A 19,672-nucleotide genomic window follows, 5' to 3' on the forward strand; every position below is an offset into this window, starting at 1 on the left:
CGTCGCGCAGGTCGTGGCGGCGGGCTACATCATCTCGCCGGCAGTGGGCGACGGCGCGACCTTCGTCAAGCTCTTCCGCGTCGCGATGCTGTTGCCGGTGGTGGCGGTGGTGTCGGTGCTGTTCCGCAATGGCGCGCCGGCGGGCAAGAAGCCGCCGGTGCTGCCGGGCTTCCTCGTCGGCTTCGCGGTGCTGGTGGTCGTGAACAGCCTGGGACTCATCCCGCAGCCGGTCACCGAGGCCGCCTCCAGCCTCTCGCGCTGGTGCCTCGTCGTGGCGATCTCGGCGCTCGGAGTCAAGACCTCGTTCCAGCAGCTGGCTGCGGTGGGCTGGCGACCGGTGGCGATGCTCGCGGCGAACACGGTGTTTCTGGCCGCGCTCATCCTCGGCGGGCTGCTGTGGATGCGCTGAGCCGGGACGCGGCACAACCCTAGGCAATTACACGCAGACGGTGACGATTCCGGGCCCGCAAGACGGGCCGGGAGGGCTGCGCCCGTCCGCATTCAAGAGGAATAGGCAGATGGCTTTGGACAAACAAGTGGATTGGTCCGACGTGGGGCCGCTCTTCCGTGACGGCATCAGCGTGATGTTCGGTGGCTTCATGGGGGTGGGCACGCCCGACGGCTTGGTGTCCGTGCTGCGCGAGCAGGGCACGAAGAACCTGACTCTCATCGGCAACGACACGGCTGCGCCGGAGACGGGCATCGGGCCGCTGATCTCCGATGGTCATGTGAAGAAGGTCATCGTCTCGCACATCGGCACGAATCCGGTCACGGGCAAGAAGATGATCGCAGGCGAGCTGGACGTCGACCTCGTTCCGCAAGGCACGCTCGCGGAGCGCATCCGCTGCGGCGGGGCCGGACTCGGTGGCGTGCTGACGCCGACCGGTGTCGGCACCGTCGTGGAGGAGGGGAAGGCGAAGATGGTAGTGGATGGCAAGACCTTCCTCGTCGAGCTGCCGCTGCGGGCCGATGTCGCGATCCTGAAGGCGAAACGGGCAGACCGCGCCGGCAACCTGGTGTACGAGCGCGCGGCGCGGAACTTCAACCCGATCATGGCGCTGGCCGCGGATCTGGTGATCGCGGAAGTCGATGAGATCGTCGACATCGGCGAGATCGACCCCGACCACGTGATGACCCCGGCGGCGCTGGTCGACAAGATCGTCCTGGCGCGGAGGCAGTAAACATGCAGGCAAAGGAAGTGATCGCACGACGCGTCGCCCAGGAGTTCCAGGATGGCTACGTCGTTAACTTGGGCATCGGTCTGCCCACCCTGGTCCCGCGCTATCTGCCGGCGGGGATGTTCATCACCCTGCAGTCGGAAAACGGGTTCCTCGGACTCGCGCCGCTCGAAGGTGAGCCGCTGCCCGGCGTCGTCAATGCCGGTGGCCAGCCCTGCGGGCTGATGCCCGGCGCGGCGATGTTCGACAGCGCGATGTCGTTCGCACTGATCCGTGGCGGTCACGTCGACGTCACCGTGCTGGGCGGGCTGCAGGTGGATGAGGAGGGCAATCTCGCGAACTGGATGGTGCCCGGCAAGATGGTGCCGGGCATGGGCGGTGCGATGGATCTCGTCACCGGCGCGCGCAAGGTCATCGTCGCGATGGAGCACTGCACGAAGGAAGGCGAGCCGCGCATCCTCGACCGCTGCACCCTGCCGCTGACAGCCAAGGGGCGGGTGGCGATGGTCATCACCGAACTCGCGGTGTTCCGCATTACGCACGGTGAATTCGTGCTGATCGAGCACGCGCCGGGGGCCACGGTGGAAGACGTCAGGGCGAAGACGAAGGCGCGCTTTGCGGTTTCGGACGAGCTGAAGACGATGAATCTCGGCTGATGCGTGCGGGGCCACCTTGCGCCCCAGCCAACTCATCGAGCAGCGATCGTTTTTGCGGGGGGTGTCCACAAGGCCACCTGTGCTTCTCCTCTCCCTCCTCTCCGGGATCAGGACACCTCCCTTTTTATTCGCGGCCCGTTGTGGATCGCAGCTTGAACCTTCGAACAGGAGACCCAGGCATTGAACGATTCAACTTTCCGTAAAGTCGCCGTACTCGGCGCGGGCGTGATGGGCGCGCAGATCGCCGCGCATCTGGCAAACGCCGGGGTGCCGGTGGTGGTGTTCGACCTCGCGGCGCCGTCCGGCGACCCGAACGGCATCGTCACGAAGGCGCTGAAGGGGCTGCAGAAGCTCGAACCTGCGCCCTTCGTGACGCGCGACCGCGTGAATTACATCGACGTTGCCAACTACGACCAGCACCTCGACCTGCTGCGCGAGTGCGACCTCGTGATCGAGGCGATCGCCGAGAATCTCGAGTGGAAGGAAAGCCTGTACGCCAAGATCGCACCCCACCTCGCACCGGGCGCCATCATCGCCAGCAACACCTCCGGCCTGTCGCTCGCGAAGCTCTCCGCGGTGCTGCCCGAATCCCTGCGCGCGGACTTCTGCGGCGTGCATTTCTTCAATCCGCCGCGCTACATGCCGCTCGTCGAACTGATCCCGGCTCCGGCGACGCGCCACGGCGTGCTCGACCGGCTCGAGCCGTGGCTCGTCTCGCGCCTGGGCAAGGGCGTCGTTCGTGCGAAGGACACCCCCAGCTTTGTCGCCAACCGCATCGGCGTGATGTGGCTGCTGACGGTCGCACATCACACCGAACGACTCGGCCTTGCCTTCGACGAGGTCGATGCGCTCACCGGCCCCGCGATCGGCCTACCCAAGAGCGCCACCTACCGCCTGCTCGACGTCGTCGGCCTCGATACCTTCGGCCACGTCATCGACGGCCTGCGCAGCGCCCTGCCGGACGACCCGTGGCAGCGCCACTACGCCGTGCCGGGTTGGATCTCGGCGCTGATCGACAAGGGCATGCTCGGTCAGAAGACAGGCGGCGGGGTGTATCGCAAGCAGGGACGCGACATCACGGTGCTCGACCCGGTCTCGGGCGAATACCGCCCGGCGGCGGGCCGCGTCGCGCCCGAGGTCGACGAGATCCTCAGGATTCGCGATGCCGGCCGGCGCCTGCAGCAACTGCGTGACTGCCCGCATCCGCAGGCACAGCTCCTGTGGTCCTGCCTGCGCGATCTCTTCCATTACTGCGCGGTGACGCTTGAAGACATCGCCGACAACGCGCGCGACGTCGATCTCGCGCTGCGCTGGGGCTACGGCTGGCGCCGGGGGCCGTTCGAGATGTGGCAGGAGGCAGGATGGGCGCAGGTCGCGCAGATGCTCCGCGAGGACATCGCGGCCGGTGAGGCGATGGGCTCGGTGGCGCTGCCGGCATGGGTCGACGGGCGCGACGGCGTGCATGCAGCCGAAGGTTCGTGGTCGGCATCCGAGCGCCGATTGAAACCGCGTTCGACGCTGCCGGTGTATCAACGCCAGCTCTTTCCGGAGCGCGTGCTCGGGGAGGCCGGGGAGCAGGGCGAGACGGTATGGGAGAACGAGGGACTGCGCGTGTGGACGCTGCCCGCGGTCGACGCTGGCATCCTCATCGCCAGCCTCAAGACGAAGATGCACGTGCTCGCGAAGCCGGTGCTGGAGGGACTCCACGAGGGACTTGCGCGCGCCGAACACGGCTACGCCGGCCTTGTGATGTGGAACGAGGCGCCGTTCGCCGCCGGGGCCAGCCTCCAGGAAGTGCTGGACCTCGCCCAAGCGGGCGATTTCGATGCCCTCGACCGTCATGTGCGCGAGTTCCAGCGCACCGCGCTCGCGCTGCGCTACAGCGCCGTGCCGACCGTCGCGGCGGTGCAGGGCATGGCGCTCGGCGGCGGCTGCGAGTTCGCGATGCACTGCACCGCACGCGTCGCCGCGGTCGAGTCATACCTGGGACTCGTGGAAGCCAGTGTCGGACTGATTCCCGCGGGCGGCGGGTGCAAGGAGCTCGCGCTGCAGGCTGCCGGCATCGCCGCGCGCCAGCAGTACGGTGAACCGAACGCCGCGCTCTATGCGTCCTTCGCACAGATCTCGAAGGCCAAGGTTTCGAAGGGCGCGCAGGAGGCGCGCGACATGGGCTTCCTGCAGCCTGCCGACACCATCCTCTTCAATCCGCACGAACTGCTGTACGTGGCAATCTGCAAGGCGCGCGCGCTTGCGGACGCCGGGCACTACCCGCCGCCGCGTCCGCGCGGCGTGAAGGTCGCCGGGCGCGGCGGCATCGCAACCCTGGAAGCCGGGCTTGTGAACCTGCGCGACGGCGGCTTCATCTCGGCCCACGACTACCGCGTCGCGCGTGCGGCCGCGGTCGCCCTGTGCGGTGGCGAAGTCGATGCCGGCTCGCTGGTCGACGAGCAGTGGCTGCTCGACATCGAACGCCAGCAATTCGTCGCGCTCGCCCGCAGCGCGGAAACCCAGGCGCGCATCCGGCACATGCTGGACAGCGGCAAGCCCCTGCGCAATTGATCGGAGACGCATCGCCATGACTTTGAAACTCCAGGACGCCTATCTGGTGGCCGCCACCCGTACGCCGGTCGCCCGCCGCAACGGCATGTTCCGCAATGTCCGCCCGGACGACCTGCTGGCCCATGTGCTGCAGGCGAGCGTTGCGCAGGTGCCGGCCCTCGATCCGCGCGAGATCGGCGACGTGTACGTCGGCTGTGCGATCCCCGAAGCCGAGCAGGGCATGAACGTGGCGCGCCTCGGTGTGCTGATGGCTGGCCTGCCCGACAGCGTGCCCGCGATCACGATCAACCGCTTCTGCTCGTCCGGGCTCAACGCCGTGGCGATGGCCGCCGACCGCATCCGTCTGGGAGAGGCCGAGGTGGCGATCGGCGCCGGCGTCGAGTCGATGAGCGTGATGCCGCAGATGTTCGGCAAGGGCTACGCCGCCAACCCGAAGTGGATGCAGGACGAGCACGTCGCACTCGCCTATGGGATGGGCCTCACCGCCGAGCGCGTGGCCGAGCGCTGGCAGGTGTCGGGCGCCGACCAGGACGCCTTCGCCGCTGCGAGCCACGCCAAGGCGCTGGCTGCGATGGCGGCGGGGCATTTCGATGCCGAGATCACGCCATATGCCGTGACCGATCATCTGCCTGGCGCCGACGGCCTCGTGAAGCGCGTCGAGCGCCTGTGCCGCAGCGACGAAGGGCCGCGCGTCGGCACGACCCCCGAGCAACTCGGAAAGCTGCGTCCGGTGTTCGCCGCGAAGGGCTCGGTCACTGCCGGCAACGCCTCGCAGATGTCGGACGGGGCCGGGTCGGTGGTGCTGATGAGCGAGGCGGCGCTGAAGCGCTATGACGTTCAACCACTCGCGCGCTTCGTGAGCTTCGCGGTGGCCGGCGTGCCGCCCGAGGTGATGGGCATCGGCCCGGTCGAGGCGATCCCGCGTGCGCTGAAGGCGGCCGGCCTCACGCTCGCCGACATCGACTGGTTCGAGCTCAACGAGGCCTTCGCTGCGCAGGCGCTCGCCGTGATGCGCAGCCTCGACATCGACCCGGCGAAGGTCAACCCGCAGGGCGGCGCGATCGCACTGGGCCACCCGCTGGGCGCCACCGGTGCGATCCGCACCGCCACGCTCGTGCACGGCATGCGCCGCACGGGCAAGCGCTACGGCATGGTCACGATGTGCATCGGCACCGGCATGGGCGCCGCCGGCATCTTCGAAGTGCTGTGACCTGGCGAAATCATTACGAGACACCCCAAGGAGAATTCCCATGAGCCAGTACGTCGCACCGACCCAGACAATGCGTTTCATCATCGAAGACCTCGTCGGCCTCGAAAACATCGCCGGGTTGCCCGGCTTCGAGGAGGCAACGCCGGACCTCGCCGCAGCGATCCTCGACGAGGCGGCCAAGTTTGCGCAAGAGGTGATCGCCCCGCTGAACCGGGTGGGCGACGTCCAGGGTTGCAGCGTCGAGGACGGTGTCGTCCGCACGCCCGACGGCTGGCGCGAGGCCTACCGCGCCTTCTGCGAGGGGGGCTGGAGCACCATCGGCGCGCCGGCCGAATTCGGCGGGCAGAACATGCCCAAGCTGCTGGCGACGGCGGTCACCGAGATGGTGCAGTCGTCGAACCTTGCCTTCTCGCTGCTGCCGGTACTCACCGATGGCGCCTCGGCCGCGCTGCTGACCGCCGCGTCCGCCGAACTGAAGCAGAAGTACCTGCCGAAGATGATTTCCGGCGAGTGGAGCGGTACGATGAACCTCACCGAGCCGCAGGCCGGTTCGGACATCGCGGCGATCCGTACGCGCGCCGAGCCGGCCGATGACGGCAGCTACCGCGTTGTCGGGCAGAAGATCTTCATCACCTACGGCGAGCACGAGCTCGCCGAGAACATCATCCACCTCGTGCTCGCCCGCCTGCCCGACGCACCCGCGGGGGTGAAGGGCATCTCGCTCTTCGTCGTGCCGAAGTTCCTCGTCAATGATGACGGCTCGCTCGGCGAGCGCAACGACGTGCGCTGCGTGTCCCTCGAGCACAAGCTGGGCATCCACGGCAGCCCGACCTGCGTGATGGCCTTCGGCGACCAGGGCGGGGCGACCGGGTATCTCGTCGGTCTGCCGAACCGCGGTCTCGAATACATGTTCATCATGATGAACGAGGCTCGCTTCGGCGTCGGCATGCAGGGCATCGCGATCGCCGAGCGCGCCTTCCAGCAGGCGCAAGCCTACGCCAACGAGCGCGTGCAGGGGCGCGACGCGGTGACCGGCGCGGACAACGTCCCGATCTCCGCGCACCCCGACGTTCGTCGCATGCTGCTGTTGATGCAGACGCGCACGCAGGCCGCGCGCATGCTCGCGTATTGGGTGGCCGGCCAGTTCGACGTCGCCCATGCGCATCCCGATGCCCTGCGGCGCGAACGCGCGCGCCAGGTGGTCGACCTCCTGATCCCGATCGTGAAGGGCTGGAGCACCGAAGTCGGCAACGATTCGACGCACCTCGGCGTACAGATCCACGGCGGCATGGGCTTCATCGAGGAAACCGGCGCAGCGCAGCACCTGCGCGATGCCCGCATCCTGACGATCTACGAAGGCACGACCGGCATCCAGGCCAACGACCTGCTGATGCGCAAGCTCATGCGCGATGGCGGGGAGCGTCTCATGCTGCTGCTGGCCGGCATGCACGACGACGTGGAGAGTCTGAAGGCCATCGACGACAAAGCCATCGCTGCCTTCGTGCCGCGCCTGGCCGCCTGCATAAGTGTCTTCGAGAATGCAGCGTGGAAGCTGATCGACCGAGCACGGAGCGATGTCGGCGCGGGTCTGTGGGTGGCCGTGCCCTTCCTGACGTTGGCCGGGGTCGCGTGCGGGGCGTGGATGTGGGGCAAGGCTGCACTCGCCGCCCATCGCAAGCTCGGGGAGGGCGAGGGCGATGCAGCCTTCCATCGCGCGCAGATCTCGCAGGCCGCTTTCTACATGGCGCATGTCGCGACGCAGGCCGAAGGTCTGGCGGCGACGGTCGTCGAGGGTTTGACGGCCGCGACGGAACTCTGAGCCTTCCCGAGTCGGCCGACGGCAGACACGACCGCCCCGTGGTGTTGATCTGCCGGGCAGGGGACCGCTCGGTGGAGGCGGGCGGAGCGCTGGAGGACGCGGGTTTCTCGAACGTCGCCACCGTCATGTACGGTTTCGAGGGAGACGTCGGGCCGAGCCTGCGACGCGGCGAAGTCAATGGCTGGCGCTTCGACGGTCTGCCGTGGGTGGTCAGCGCATGCGGGAAATGCGGCCCCTAGGGCCGGATCCTTCAGAGCGCCGCCGCGGCCTTGAAATTCATGGCGCGCCCCGTGATCCCGGTGATCACGGGGCGCGCCCCTGCTGTAGCGCGTGGCCCGTGATCAGGGGCGCCACCCGTCGCCCCAGGATCAGACCCGGATGCACGTGCCCGTCAGCCACGATTTTCACGCTTCGATCGCTCACTGCGGGATCAGGGCATGCCGTGCGCGAATTCGCATGAGGTCGGCCCCGTAATGACAATAACCGATTGCGAAGGCGACGGAAGCGGTTAGTGCGACCAGCGGTATCAATTGCATTGCGGCAAGCAAGCCGATGCGATCGGCGAGTACCCCTGTGATGAACGGGCCCGGTGCCAGTCCGAGGAGGTTGTTCGCGAGGGTCAGCGTGGCAAAGGCGGTTGCATGGATCGAAGTGTGCGTGAGGTTGGCGACCATCGCACCCGCAGGCCCCGTGGTCCCCGCCACGAAGAACATGCCGAAACCGATCACGACGAATTGCAGCGGGCCCGGTGGCAACAGGAAACCCGCGACCAACAGGATGCAGGAGGTGATCGAATAGACAATCGCGATCAGCCATTTGCGGACAGCATAATCGCGGCTGAGGCGGTCCGTGATGATGCCGCAGCTGGTCATGCCGACCGCGCCGATGAGGACGAAGGCCGCGGCGGCGAGCCCCGCCTTGTCCGGCGGCAGACCGTAGTAGCGATTGGCGTAGCTCGGCAGCCAGGCGATCATCGACGCCATCGTGAAGAGCTGCAGCCCGCTGCCGACATAGGCGCAGATGACCGACACCGACGAAAACAGTGCCGAGAACAGGCTGCGCAACGATGGGGGGGCGGAGCGCCCTGCGGCCCCGGCCTTGTTCGCCGCGGTGCGCCCTGTCTTTCCGGCGGACAGGCGGGTTTCGGTGACGATGACCGCATAGAGGATGACGAGGGCGAGTCCGAACAAGGCCATTGCGCCGAAGGCCCAGCGCCAGCCCAGATGCGTCGATACCACGCCGCCCAGCGCCATGCCCATGACGGAGCCAACCGCGCCGCCTGCCATGAAGGCGCCGGTCAGCGAAGAGCGCAAATGTGGAGGAAAGACACTCAGTATCAGCGCGATGCCTACGCTGCCGTAGGCCGCTTCGCCTACCCCGACGAAGAAGCGCGCGGCGAACATCTGGCCGTACCCTTCGGCCAAGGCACAGGCCATTGTGGCAAGGCTCCACAGGCCCGCCATCAGGACGATGCTGCGAACCCGCCCCCAGCGGTCGGCCAGTACCGACAGCGGGAAGCTCAGGAGCCCGACGAGCAGGGCGACGATGCTGTTCAAGGATCCGAGCTGCGTATCGGACAGGCCCCATTCGGCCTTGAGCACCGGAAACACGGCATTCAACACCTGCCGCGACATGTAGTCGGAAATCAAAAGGCCAAAAGTCAGTGCGAAAACAATCCACGCGAAAGAACGCGACACGGTCTGTGTATATGGAATGTTCACGCTCGCGTCAGCGACGTGCGTTGCCACGGTTGTCCCCTCCGGATTTGCCTGGTCGACCGGGCTCCACAAGTGGGGAACCGGCCTCCGGCTTCCTTATAGTTGAAGGTGCGAAAGGAGATGACGACGCATCCGCCTCCGCGGTATCGGGGTGTCCGGTTGCGGGGTGTTCGCCCGCCACGTTCCGTCCCGAGACTGAGATATATCCTACGGCGGTCCGCGGCGGGATGCACCCCTCACCGGTGGGGGGCAGCTCGCCGCGCGTGGTGCCGGTACCGGCCTGTCCGGTGCCACACGGACGAGCCACGGCGCGCCGGTTGCCGCAGGGTCAGGGCGGCAATCGGCGTTAGCGCGACAGGGGAGTGGGGGTACAACCCCGGTGCTGGCTTTCGGGGGCGGATTCAGGACGCCGTCTGCGCTTCGGCGGGGCGGGCCGGCATGCGTACGTAGATGGTGCCTACGCCGGGAACCACCGTGCGTGTTCGGGCGTCGCGGACCGGAGAGCCGGCAGTCGATTCATTCGCCTGGGAGGCGCCCGAGCCGCAGCCGCCCGACGAGCAGCCGCCGGAACTGCCATTGGCGCTGCCGCCGGAGCTGCACGAGCCCGGTCCGCAGCCGCCGCCGGTCGGTACGCGCTGACCGTCATCGCCATCGTCCACGAAGGGCACGACCTCGACCTCGTAACCCTTGCCCTTGTACTTCGTGACCAGCTCGGAAAGCCGCGGCTCGCCGATCTGCATCATGCGCATGTAGCCGGCGCCTTCCAGTCGGTCGTGCAAGGCGTCGATGTCCTCCGGAGTGTAGGGTCGGGCTTGGCTGATGGGGATGACCTTCTTCGTCGTCATGACTCCGGCTCCTTATTGATTGAACTCGATGCGCTCGCTGCCGCTGAAGACCAGAAAGCGGTCGTGCTTCGCGCGGCCGATCAGCGTTATGCCGCAATGGCGAGCAACGTCGAGCGCCATTTCGGTGGTCCCCGAGCGCGAGATCAGGACCGGGATGCCCATCTCGGCACCCTTGATGACCATTTCGGAAGTCAGGCGTCCGGTCGTGTAGAAAAGCTTGTCGCAGCCCTGTTCGCCCCGCATCCACATCAGGCCGGAGATCGAATCGACGGCGTTGTGGCGGCCGATGTCCTCGACGTGGTGCAGGATCTCAGCACCGTCGGCGAGCACACAGCCATGCACCGCGCCGGAGCGCTTATAGACCGTGTCGAGCTGGCGAACGCTGGCGAGCAGTTCGAAGATGGTCGAGCGGGCCACCTTGAAGTCGCCGCCCAGCGTCTGCAGGCGTTCGAGGGCATTGCCGAACAGCGTGCCCTGACCGCAGCCAGAGGTTACCGTGCGCCGGCGCAGCAGTTCTTCGCAGCGCTCTCCCGCATCGCCCCGGCGCGTGGTGACGGCGGCGGCGCTAACCTCCCAGCTCACCTGGATCTCCCCGATGTCGTGCAGATCGTCGATGAGGCGCTGGTTGCGCAGGTAGCCGAGTACCAGCGCCTCGGGGTTCTGCCCCAGGGTCATCAGGGTGACGATCTCGCGTTTGTCGAGATAGATCGTCAAGGCTCGCTCGCCGGGCATTTGCGTCGGCTGTGGCTGGCCATTGTGGTCCAGCACGGTGCCTGCGACGACCGGCTCGCAATGAGCCTGGGAGAAGAACGGGCGGCGGTCCATCAACATGAGAATCTCCTGAAAATCAGAATCTGGTCTTGCCACAAAGGACGCCGTGAGCGCCGCGCATGCCTGTATTGCAGTTCCCGTTCTTCCGTTCGCGCTCCCCGTCTATGCGCGCTCATGGGCGGGGAGATAAACCGATTTACCGGCCGTCAATGCCCTGGTCGGCAGGCCCAGAATTGCCGAAGGCAGGATCGTGATGCGTCCTTCCTTCTGGCCGGCCTTGTCCAGAATCAGATTGGTTGCCCATTTCGCCGTGACGTTGGTCTTTTCCATCCACTGACAGGTGTGCGGAACGGACACGATGTCCCCGATGAACATCAGATTGTCGATGGGCGATTGCACTGCCGGCCGCTTCGCCTCTTCGCCAACCTCGCAATTCATGTAGGTATTCCAGCGGTTGACATACCAGCCCTTGAACTCGGGCAGATCCGGGATGAAGTGCTTGATGTCCTGGTAGCACAGGGTGGCGATGTCCTTGCTGTTGGAGGCCGACACCTTTTCCGCCCGCGGCAGATGAACCTCGATGACGGTCACGTCCTTGTCGAGGTATTCGTCGGACCATGCCCACTGCTTGCCGTCGGTGGTCCGCGCGCGCATGGAGCGGTTGATCATGACGCTGATGTTTTCGTAGCCGGTGGTGACCAGCACGGGGCTTGGACCCTGTTGCATCTTCTTGAGGGCCTTTTCCCAATACCCCTTGCCCTCGAACCACATGTTGCAGACATACACCGACTTGGATTTGATGTCGGAGGCCCTGCGGAAATACTCGTGGTTACCGAAGGCCTCGAGATTCCTGCCGAGAAAACTGTTCAAACCTGGCCCATCCAGGGCGCAGACGAAGTAATCCGCCTCGAATCTCCGCTCCGCGCGTTCGTGCTCCGCAATGCTCCGCAGCATGTCGGCATTGGCGCCGCAGTAGGGGCACTCGTGCCCGACTTCCATGCCGTCGAAGATCAGGTTGCCGCACACCGAGCAGCGCTTGATCACCTGGCGCGATATCGGCAGTGCCTTGACCGCCGTCACCTGGCCATTCGTGACCTCGACGCCATCCACGTCGGTGAAGTAGCGGACCTCGCCGCCATGCGCCCGGATGTAATCCGCCATCGGCTTGAGAAAGCTTTCCGCCGTCGGATTGCGGTAGAAGTTCATTTTCAGGTCGTTCGGGCTGCCCACGAACAGGATCGTCTCGCGCGCCAGGGTCAGCGCGGACGCCTTGTCGATGCCCTCGTAATAGCCGAGCTCGCAGAACGAGGTGAAGAATGCGGCGATACCCGGCGAGTAGCAGTTCATCCCTTTCAGGTAGTTCTCGAAGGAGATGCCGTCGAGATAGGCCGTCTGCTTGGGATCGTTGTAGTCGTAGCTGGCGAGTTTCCCGACGACGGTCGTCAGATTCTTCTTGTCCTCGGCGGACAGCAGTCCGAATTCGGACATCGAGTGAAGAAGCTGGAGGCGGTCATAGGGGGCGGGCCAGGTCGGCATGGGGATCTTCGCCGTCCCGAGCGTCTTGTCCGTGTAGTTGTAGATGGTCCCGTCGATGGTGTCGGCCAGTTGCCAGCCGTACCGCCCGAGGAATTCGCGCAAATTATGGTAGTAGCCCCAGACGCCATGCACGGCGTGCTCGCGAATGTAGCCGGGGAATGACGGATCGTCGTCTGCAGGTCCCCAGGTCTTGTCGCGCCACGAACGCAACTTGCCGCCGGGGTTGGCGGCTTTCTCGAGCACGGTGACCTTGAATCCCCGTGCGGCGAGTTCGACACCGGCCTGCATCCCCGCCAAGCCTCCGCCCACGACCACGACGCTCTTGCCATTCGGGGGCAGCGTGACCTGATTCTCCTTGACGTCCGGATGCGGCTTATCGAATTCGCCGCGTGCGGAAACGGGCACGGCCAGCGCGCCCGCGGCCGCCAGTCCGCCCGCGATGATCCCGCTCCTGGTAAAGAATTCACGTCTGGTTGTCATGCTCGGTTCTCCCGCATTTCCTGATTGGGAGGCGGTTCGTAACCGCCTGATATCGACTTCCGTACCTTCTGCCGGTGCGTGGGGCGCTTACTTGCCCGGGGCAAAGAGCCACATGCGCTTGTTGAACAGATAGGTAAGCAGGTTGCGGTACTTCTCGGGCATCCAGCGGGAGGCGGCCCACATGGCACGGGCGTCGGCCTGCGGCAGAGAAAAGAGCTTTCCCTTCTCCATCGAGCGAATGATGTATTGCGCGACCGATTCGGCGGTCACCTTCGTCCGCTTGATCTCTTCCATGATTCCCTTGCCGGCGACGCTGGTGCATTGCCGTACGCGATCGTTGTTCGCGATGTTCGAGCGGAACGCCGTGGGGCAGGCGCAGGTGACGTCGATGTCGTCGGTGATCAGTTCGGTCTTGAGCGTCGCGGAAATCGCGACGACGGCCGCCTTGGTGGCGTTGTAACTCGCCATTTCGGGCAGGCAGCCCAGGCCGGCACCCGACGCCACATTCAGGATATGACCGCCGCCGACCTTCTTCAGGACGGGGATGAAGGTCCGGCAGCCATAGACCACGCTCCAGACGTTCACGTCCATCAGCAGGCGCCAGTTATCCAGCGTCAGTTCGCCGTCCATGCGCCCCGCGTCCGAGACGCCGGCGTTATTGATGAGTACGTCGAGGCCGTGCCAGGCTTGTGTGACACGTTGCGCCGCCGCCTCGAAGTGCTCGCAGCGCGTCACGTCGAGGACCATTTCGAGTGCTTCGCCGCCGGCCGAGCGGACGGCCTCGGCTGTCTCCATGATTTCCGCCGCGTCGAGGCCGGTCACGGCAATCCTCCAGCCGCGTCGGGCAAATTCAAGCGCAAAGGCCTTGCCCAATCCGCTGGTCGCGCCAGTGATCAGGATCCGTTTGTTCGGGAAACGCTGTTCAAGTGAGCTCATGTCGAATTCCGCCGATCGTTACAGGTGCTGTAGGTCGGAAGAATTCCCAGGCACGTGCGCCGTCCCGGTCCTAAGGCCGTTCGTGCTCATGGCGGGTCTCCTCCGTCAAATACTTACTTTTTATGTGTGATCAAGTTAAGCACTTTGCCCGGCGCGTGATTGACCAACGGGGACATCGGCTTGACATTTCGTGGTTGGCACCCGATTGCCACAGCGCGTGGAATGGGGCCAATCCGCACGCCGGCCGGCGCCGTTAGAACCCACCATCCTGGGGGGGGAGGAGCGCCGACCGAATCCCCAAAATGTGCTTCACCGGACCCGCGAAGTCGGTGCAAACCGTATAGCTGGCGGGCGAATCAGGACCGACGGAATCGAGTTGCGATCGGCTTGCCGGGGCTTTGTGCGTCGATTTTCAGCTGAGACGTAAAGTCAAGAAATTGACGCTCCCCGTCAATCTCGTGGTCTCTTGCCAAGCGCCTAATCGATTCCGCAAATCGAGGTGTGGATGGCCTGTGCATTGCGTGGCTGGCAATTCATCGGCAGTTACGGCGGTCTTCGGTTGCCTCACTACAACAACGGATATCAGGTGCTTGTATGAATACTGAAACCATGACGGTGGATGCGCCCAAGGCGAGCAGCCGGGGTATGCAAAAGAACCGGCCGATAGAGGAAATCAAAAGCGTCGTCATCCGCTTCGTTGGGGACTCCGGCGACGGCATGCAACTCACCGGCAACGAATTCTCGAAGGCGATCGCCCGTGCCGGCCACGACTTCGCCACCCACCCGGACTACCCCTCCGAAATTCGCGCCCCGACCGGGACGCTGTTCGGTGTCTCCGGCTATCAGATCCAGTTCTCATCCGGACAGGTGTTCACCTCCGGCGACGCCCCCGATGTGCTGGTCGCGATGAATCCGGCGGCGCTGAAGACCAATCTGTCGGACGTCAAGCACGGTGGGATGATCATCGCGAACAGCGGGGCCTTCAACAAGGTGAACCTGACGAAAGCGGGTTATCAGAGCAATCCGCTGGAAGACGGGACGCTGACCGATTTTCGTCTCTACAGCATCGATATCTCGGAGTTCACGACGCAGGCCCTGAAGGACACGGGGATTGCGAAGAAGGAAATCGGCCGCTGCAAGAATTACTACGCACTCGGTCTGATGCTGTGCCTCTACAGCCGTCCGCTGGAGTCCGAGGAAGGGAACATTCGCGCGAAATTCGCGAAGAAGCCCGAGATCGCGGAAGCGAACGTGATTGCGCTGCGCGCGGGCTACGCGTACGCCGAATCGACCGAGATGTTTGTCAGCACCTATCAAGTGCGCGCAGCCGACATTGCGCCGGGCCGCTACCGCAGCCTCACCGGCAATCACGCCGCCGCGTTGGGGTTCGCCGCCGCTTCCGAACTGTCCAAGGTGCCCTTGTTCCTCGGTTCCTATCCGATTACGCCGGCCACGGACATCCTGCAGGAGTTGTCCGCACTCAAGCATTTCAACATCACCACGTTCCAGGCCGAAGACGAGATCGCGGGCATCTGCTCCGCGATCGGTGCGGCCTACGGCGGCGTGCTGGGGCTGACCACCACGTCCGGCCCCGGCATGGCCTTGAAGACCGAGGCGCTCGGTCTGGCCGTGATGCTGGAACTGCCACTCGTGATCGTTAACGTGCAACGCGGTGGCCCGTCGACCGGTCTGCCGACCAAGGTCGAGCAGTCGGATCTGTTGCAGGCGGTATACGGTCGCAACGGCGAATGCCCGATTCCGGTGATCGCCTCCCGCTCGCCGGCCGACTGTTTCGACTGCGCGATCGAAGCCTTCCGCCTTGCCGTCAAGTACATGACGCCGGTGATCTTCCTGTCCGACGGCGGTATCGGCAATGCAGCCGAGCCCTGGCGGATTCCGGACCCGGCGAGCCTGCCGCGGCTCGACGTGAAGTTCCGCACCGATCCGGAGGGCTTCCAGCCCTATGCGCGCGACGAGAACCTCGCGCGCGCCTGGGTACGGCCCGGTACGCCGGGCATGGAGCATCGCGTCGGCGGTCTGGAAAAGGATTTCCTGACCGGCAACATCTCCCACAACCCGATCAACCATGAGCGCATGGTCGCCGTGCGCGCGGCCAAGGTGGCCGGTATCGCCAAGGACATTCCGGCGCTCACGGTGGAAGGGCCGGACAGCGGCGATCTGCTGATCGTCGGCTGGGGCAGCACCTACGGCTCGATCGTCCAGGCGCGCGAGCAGGCAGTACTGGCCGGCAAGTCGGTCGCGCACGTGCATCTGCGCCACCTCAACCCGCTGCCCGACGACCTCGGCGAGATCATGTCCCGCTACAAGGCCGTCCTCGTCCCCGAACTCAATCTCGGCCAGCTCTCGAAGCTGCTGCGCGAACGCTACCTGCGCGATGTGATCGTCATGTCGAAGATGCAGGGCAAGATGTTCAAAGTCTCCGAAATCCACTATCGCATCCTGGAACTGTGCTGAGGAACCGACCATGAACCAGATGACAGAAATCAAGCCGCTGACCAGGAAGGACTTCGAGTCCGATCAGGATGTGCGCTGGTGCCCGGGCTGCGGTGACTACGCCCTGCTGGCCCAGGTCCAGAAATTGTTGCCGACGTTGGGGATCCCGCGCGAGAACTTCGCCTTCATCTCCGGCATCGGCTGTTCCAGCCGGTTTCCGTACTACATGGAAACCTACGGGATGCACAGCATCCACGGGCGCGCGCCGGCCATCGCGAGCGGTCTGAAGCTCGCACGGCCCGACCTGTCGGTATGGGTGGTGTCGGGTGACGGCGACTCGCTCGCGATCGGCGGCAATCATTTCATCCATGCGATGCGGCGCAACATCGGTCTCAAGATGATCCTGCTGAACAACCGCATCTACGGTCTCACGAAGGGCCAGTACTCGCCGACCTCGGAATTCGGCAAGAAGACCAAGACCACGCCGCTGGGCAGTATCGATCGTCCGTTCAGCCCCGTGTCGGTGGCGCTCGGCGCCGGCGCGACCTTCGTCGCGCGCACGGTCGATAGTGACCATCCGCACCTGCTGGAGACGCTGAAGCGCGCGGCCGAACATCCCGGCACTGCCTTCGTCGAGGTGCTGCAGAACTGCGTCGTCTTCAACGACGGTGCCTACAACGCACTGAGCGACCGGGAGAGTCGTGCCGATGCACGCATCCTGCTCGAACACGGCAAACCGATGCTGTTCGGGAAGGACGGCAACAAGGGCATCCGCATGCGCGGTTTCGAGCCCGAAGTCGTGACGGTGGGCGAAAACGGCATTACCGAGGCCGATCTCATGGTCCATGACGAGACGGCTGCGAACGGTGGCCTGGCCTTCTTCCTGTCGCAGTTCGCTGCACCGCTGCCGGTCCCGCTGGGCGTGTTCCGTGCGGTCGACTCGCCCGTCTATGAAACGCTCAACCAGCAACTCGCCGCCGACGCGCGCGCGAACAAGGGGCAGGGTGCGCTCGAGAAACTGTTCAACAGCGGCGACACCTGGACCATCGACTGATCCGGACGGCAACGTTCAGCCGACGGTCGGTGATTTCCGTGATGACAATAACCAGGGAGGCGACAAACCATGAAGCATTCACTTCATCCCGTTGCGACACTTTTGCTGATTTACGCGGGCTCATGAATACCTTGTTGAAGGGCGCTTGCCTCGTCATTTACGCAGTGGCGGCCGTCGGCCTCATTGTCGAACTCCCGTTCCAAACGGGCACAACCGTCGCATATGCGGCGCTGCTTCTGCTGGGTGCCCATGTGCTCGAAGTCCTGTTCGCTTTCAAGAGCATCAAGCTCTACAAGGGGTCGATCATCGTAAGCGTCTTCCTCACCGTGCTTTTCGGTTTCCTGCATTGGATACCGCTCGCAAAGGAAGACGCTCGCGGGTTCAAATGATTTCTGGAGATTTCTAATGAATTAGCTGAAGCGGCTCGTCGTCGCCGGTATGGTGGGGACGAGCATTCTCGGGACTCTTGCGGGAGGCGCTTTCGCCGCACCGCTAGTAAGCGGCCGGGAAGGGCGGTTCATCAGGAATCAGGAAACGACAGATTCCGCCGGTGGCACGAGCGGGACCGCCTGCAGCATCACTTCCAGCAGCGCATCCGGCGGGCGCGCGCCGGACACGGGTAAGTGACCATTGAAGATGAAGAATGGAACAGCCGGCACCTCGCGGGGATCTTCCGCGGTGAGCTCCTGGTCTCGGTCACAGTCGTCGGTCGCGGATTGGGCGGTCGCGAGCGCCGCCGAATCCAATCCACAGTCGCTACCGATGCGCAGCAAAACCCCTTGGTCGCCGATGTTCTCGCCCTCCATGAAGTAGGCGCAGAACAGACGGTCGATGAGGGCCGCTGACCGTTCTGCATAGCCCTGGCGGGACGCGAGGGCGATCAGCCTATGGGCCAGACGGGTGTTCGGCAGCAACTGAATGCGGTCGAAGGCGAAGGCGATCCCCGCGGAGCGGGCGGCTTCCTGCACCTGGGCCCGACGCGCGGCCACCGCAGCCGGGCTGCCCAGGCGGTGCAGGTAGAACGCCTGATAGGGCAGACCCTCGGGCGGCGTGTCAGGCAGCAGTTGATGGGAGCGCCAGATGATTTCGGTCCGGATGTCTGGCCGCAGGCGGTGCAAGGCCGCCAGGGCGGTGCCCAGATGGCGCTTGCCGATCAGGCACCAGGGGCAGATCAGGTCGAAATGGACTTCGATGTGCAGGACAGGGCTCATGATGTTTCCGAACAGGGTCTGGATTCAGGAATCGGTCGGCGCTTTGCCCGTCCTTCCAGGAGCACGGCGAGACCGCCTATCAGCGTCAGGACCCCGATCCCGAGCGCCAGGGAAAACAGGGAGTCCCACAACAGGGGGGCGAGCAGCCCGGCCGCCACGGCGGTCATGCCGTACTGCAGGAAGGTCTGGCACGAGGCGGCCACGCCGGCGCTCTGGCGCAGCGGCTCCATGGCGCCGCTGATCAGGATGGGCAGGGCGACGGCCAGGCCGAAGGAGTAGGTGAAGAGGGGCACCAAATGGATGAAACCGGCGGGCCATGCCCAGGCCGCCGCCAGGTTCAGGACCGTGGAGGTGCCCAGGATGAGATAGGCCGCCGCCAGCGTGCCGCCCGCCTGCCAGTGGCGGAGCAGACGGGGGAATAGCCAGAAGCCGGCCGTCAGGCCGAGGGTGATCGGCCCGTAGACCATGTAGATGTCGGTTCCGTTTCGTCCCAGCAGCCCGACGACGATGGCTGGTGCTGAAACGACATACAGGGCCATGCTGGTCCAGTTCGCGACGTGGGCCAGGGACAGACGGATGAAGCGTGGGGTCCGCAGTACCGCCAGATAGACCCGCCCCAGTGTAGCCGGCTTCAGGCTCAGGCGCCTGGCCCGTGGCAGCGTTTCCGGCAGCCAGCGCCAGTAGGCCGTGGCAAGGATCAGGACGATGGCGGCCAAGGCAGCGAACACCATGCGCCAGCCGTAGTGCGCGCTCAGCCAGGCGCCCAGGGAAGGCGTCACCAAGAGGCTCGCGGTCTGGATCAGGGTGATTCGGCTGAGAAGGCGCTGGGCGTCGGGGCCCTGGTGCAGATCATGAAGGATGGAACGGCTGAGGACCAGGCCCGCCCCGGCGGCCAGTCCCTGGAGGATGCGCAGGCCCCAGAGTTGTTCGATGCCGGTGGCAAAGACGCAGGCGGCTGCCGCCACGCCGAGCAGGAACAGCGAGGCGAAAAGGGTCGGCCGCCGCCCCCAGGCGTCGGCGATGGCGCCGTACCAGAGGGACGCGAAGGCGCAGGCCACGAAGAACAGCGATATCGTCTGCTGAGTCTGCCAACTGCTGATGCCGAGATCGGTGCTCATCGCCGGCAAGGCCGGAATGAGCATGTCCGTGCTAAAGGAATTCAGCAGCGTCATGAAAGCCAGCAGCAGGACGAGCGCTGCGGGCGATGGCAGGTTTTCGTCGGCATTCCGATTCTGCATGGCCATG

17 protein-coding genes are annotated in these 19,672 nt (G+C 65.2%); 10 read left to right on the plus strand and 7 right to left on the minus strand.

What is annotated here, in order from left to right:
- From GPA25_RS16785 to GPA25_RS16815, 7 genes are all read left to right on the plus strand, one after another.
- A partial coding sequence (locus GPA25_RS16785; RefSeq protein WP_169261558.1) for a putative sulfate exporter family transporter occupies positions 1-409 on the plus strand: 409 nt, incomplete at its 5' end.
- 109 nt (positions 410-518) lie between these two features.
- Positions 519-1,181: an acetate CoA-transferase subunit alpha gene (gene atoD / locus GPA25_RS16790; protein ID WP_169261559.1), complete on the plus strand. Its 663-nt coding sequence runs from the start codon at positions 519-521 to the stop codon at positions 1,179-1,181.
- A 2-nt stretch (positions 1,182-1,183) separates the two neighbouring features.
- On the plus strand, positions 1,184-1,834 hold the full coding sequence (locus tag GPA25_RS16795) for a 3-oxoacid CoA-transferase subunit B (RefSeq protein ID WP_169261560.1): 651 nt from the start codon (positions 1,184-1,186) through the stop codon (positions 1,832-1,834).
- 180 nt (positions 1,835-2,014) lie between these two features.
- Complete coding sequence (locus tag GPA25_RS16800) at positions 2,015-4,393, plus strand: 3-hydroxyacyl-CoA dehydrogenase/enoyl-CoA hydratase family protein (protein WP_169261561.1); 2,379 nt, start codon at positions 2,015-2,017, stop codon at positions 4,391-4,393.
- A 16-nt stretch (positions 4,394-4,409) separates the two neighbouring features.
- On the plus strand, positions 4,410-5,603 hold the full coding sequence (locus tag GPA25_RS16805; protein ID WP_169261562.1) for an acetyl-CoA C-acyltransferase: 1,194 nt from the start codon (positions 4,410-4,412) through the stop codon (positions 5,601-5,603).
- Between the two features lie 40 nt (positions 5,604-5,643).
- Entirely contained in the window at positions 5,644-7,422 is a 1,779-nt protein-coding gene (locus tag GPA25_RS16810; protein ID WP_169261563.1) for an acyl-CoA dehydrogenase, read from the plus strand.
- A gap of 38 nt (positions 7,423-7,460) precedes the next feature.
- Entirely contained in the window at positions 7,461-7,661 is a 201-nt protein-coding gene (locus GPA25_RS16815) for a rhodanese-like domain-containing protein (RefSeq protein WP_169261564.1), read from the plus strand.
- A gap of 180 nt (positions 7,662-7,841) precedes the next feature.
- On the opposite strand, the gene GPA25_RS16820 is transcribed toward GPA25_RS16815, so the two are convergent.
- From GPA25_RS16820 to GPA25_RS16840, 5 genes are all read right to left on the minus strand, one after another.
- Complete coding sequence (locus GPA25_RS16820) at positions 7,842-9,170, minus strand: MFS transporter (RefSeq protein WP_169261565.1); 1,329 nt, start codon at positions 9,168-9,170, stop codon at positions 7,842-7,844.
- Between the two features lie 371 nt (positions 9,171-9,541).
- Positions 9,542-9,985, minus strand: a complete 444-nt coding sequence (locus GPA25_RS16825) for a hypothetical protein (protein WP_169261566.1) — start codon at positions 9,983-9,985, stop codon at positions 9,542-9,544.
- A gap of 12 nt (positions 9,986-9,997) precedes the next feature.
- Positions 9,998-10,816 (minus strand): formate dehydrogenase accessory sulfurtransferase FdhD, encoded by an 819-nt coding sequence (locus GPA25_RS16830; protein WP_211163185.1) that lies wholly within the window; start codon positions 10,814-10,816, stop codon positions 9,998-10,000.
- 102 nt (positions 10,817-10,918) lie between these two features.
- The gene (locus GPA25_RS16835; RefSeq protein ID WP_169261567.1) at positions 10,919-12,772 is read right to left on the minus strand and encodes an FAD-dependent oxidoreductase; all 1,854 of its coding nucleotides are present in this window, start codon (positions 12,770-12,772) and stop codon (positions 10,919-10,921) included.
- 87 nt (positions 12,773-12,859) lie between these two features.
- Positions 12,860-13,708, minus strand: coding sequence for an SDR family NAD(P)-dependent oxidoreductase (locus GPA25_RS16840; RefSeq protein WP_169261568.1), 849 nt, complete (start codon positions 13,706-13,708; stop codon positions 12,860-12,862).
- 594 nt (positions 13,709-14,302) lie between these two features.
- On the opposite strand from GPA25_RS16840, the gene GPA25_RS16845 reads away from it, so the two are divergent.
- From GPA25_RS16845 to GPA25_RS16855, 3 genes are read left to right on the plus strand one after another with little or no spacing between them, the layout of a single operon-like run.
- Positions 14,303-16,183 carry a 2-oxoacid:acceptor oxidoreductase subunit alpha gene (locus tag GPA25_RS16845; protein ID WP_211163186.1) on the plus strand — a complete coding sequence of 627 codons (1,881 nt, stop codon included), beginning with the start codon at positions 14,303-14,305 and terminating at the stop codon, positions 16,181-16,183.
- Between the two features lie 10 nt (positions 16,184-16,193).
- Entirely contained in the window at positions 16,194-17,216 is a 1,023-nt protein-coding gene (locus tag GPA25_RS16850) for a 2-oxoacid:ferredoxin oxidoreductase subunit beta (protein ID WP_169261569.1), read from the plus strand.
- Positions 17,217-17,254: 38 nt separating this feature from the next.
- Positions 17,255-17,605, plus strand: coding sequence for a hypothetical protein (locus GPA25_RS16855; RefSeq protein WP_246265784.1), 351 nt, complete (start codon positions 17,255-17,257; stop codon positions 17,603-17,605).
- A 138-nt stretch (positions 17,606-17,743) separates the two neighbouring features.
- Here GPA25_RS16855 and GPA25_RS16860 read toward each other — a convergent pair whose 3' ends face one another.
- Together GPA25_RS16860 and GPA25_RS16865 are read right to left on the minus strand one after the other, a co-directional pair.
- Entirely contained in the window at positions 17,744-18,427 is a 684-nt protein-coding gene (locus tag GPA25_RS16860; protein ID WP_169261570.1) for a DsbA family oxidoreductase, read from the minus strand.
- Positions 18,424-19,671, minus strand: a complete 1,248-nt coding sequence (locus tag GPA25_RS16865; RefSeq protein ID WP_169261571.1) for a multidrug effflux MFS transporter — start codon at positions 19,669-19,671, stop codon at positions 18,424-18,426. Before GPA25_RS16865 ends, GPA25_RS16860 begins: the two co-directional genes overlap by 4 nt.
- Position 19,672 lies beyond the last annotated feature (1 nt).

This window comes from Aromatoleum diolicum (genome assembly GCF_012910955.1).
Classification (GTDB): Bacteria; Pseudomonadota; Gammaproteobacteria; order Burkholderiales; family Rhodocyclaceae; genus Aromatoleum; species Aromatoleum diolicum.

Coding starts and splice junctions, on each gene's coding strand:
- GPA25_RS16795 (WP_169261560.1), top strand. CDS start 1,184: ATGCAGGCAAAGGAAGTGATCGCACGACGCGTCGCCCAGGAGTTCCAG.
- GPA25_RS16840 (WP_169261568.1), bottom strand. CDS start 13,708: ATGAGCTCACTTGAACAGCGTTTCCCGAACAAACGGATCCTGATCACT.
- GPA25_RS16860 (WP_169261570.1), bottom strand. CDS start 18,427: ATGAGCCCTGTCCTGCACATCGAAGTCCATTTCGACCTGATCTGCCCC.
- GPA25_RS16835 (WP_169261567.1), bottom strand. CDS start 12,772: ATGACAACCAGACGTGAATTCTTTACCAGGAGCGGGATCATCGCGGGC.
- GPA25_RS16865 (WP_169261571.1), bottom strand. CDS start 19,671: ATGGCCATGCAGAATCGGAATGCCGACGAAAACCTGCCATCGCCCGCA.
- atoD (WP_169261559.1), top strand. CDS start 519: ATGGCTTTGGACAAACAAGTGGATTGGTCCGACGTGGGGCCGCTCTTC.
- GPA25_RS16850 (WP_169261569.1), top strand. CDS start 16,194: ATGAACCAGATGACAGAAATCAAGCCGCTGACCAGGAAGGACTTCGAG.
- GPA25_RS16845 (WP_211163186.1), top strand. CDS start 14,303: ATGAATACTGAAACCATGACGGTGGATGCGCCCAAGGCGAGCAGCCGG.
- GPA25_RS16825 (WP_169261566.1), bottom strand. CDS start 9,985: ATGACGACGAAGAAGGTCATCCCCATCAGCCAAGCCCGACCCTACACT.
- GPA25_RS16810 (WP_169261563.1), top strand. CDS start 5,644: ATGAGCCAGTACGTCGCACCGACCCAGACAATGCGTTTCATCATCGAA.
- GPA25_RS16805 (WP_169261562.1), top strand. CDS start 4,410: ATGACTTTGAAACTCCAGGACGCCTATCTGGTGGCCGCCACCCGTACG.
- GPA25_RS16830 (WP_211163185.1), bottom strand. CDS start 10,816: ATGTTGATGGACCGCCGCCCGTTCTTCTCCCAGGCTCATTGCGAGCCG.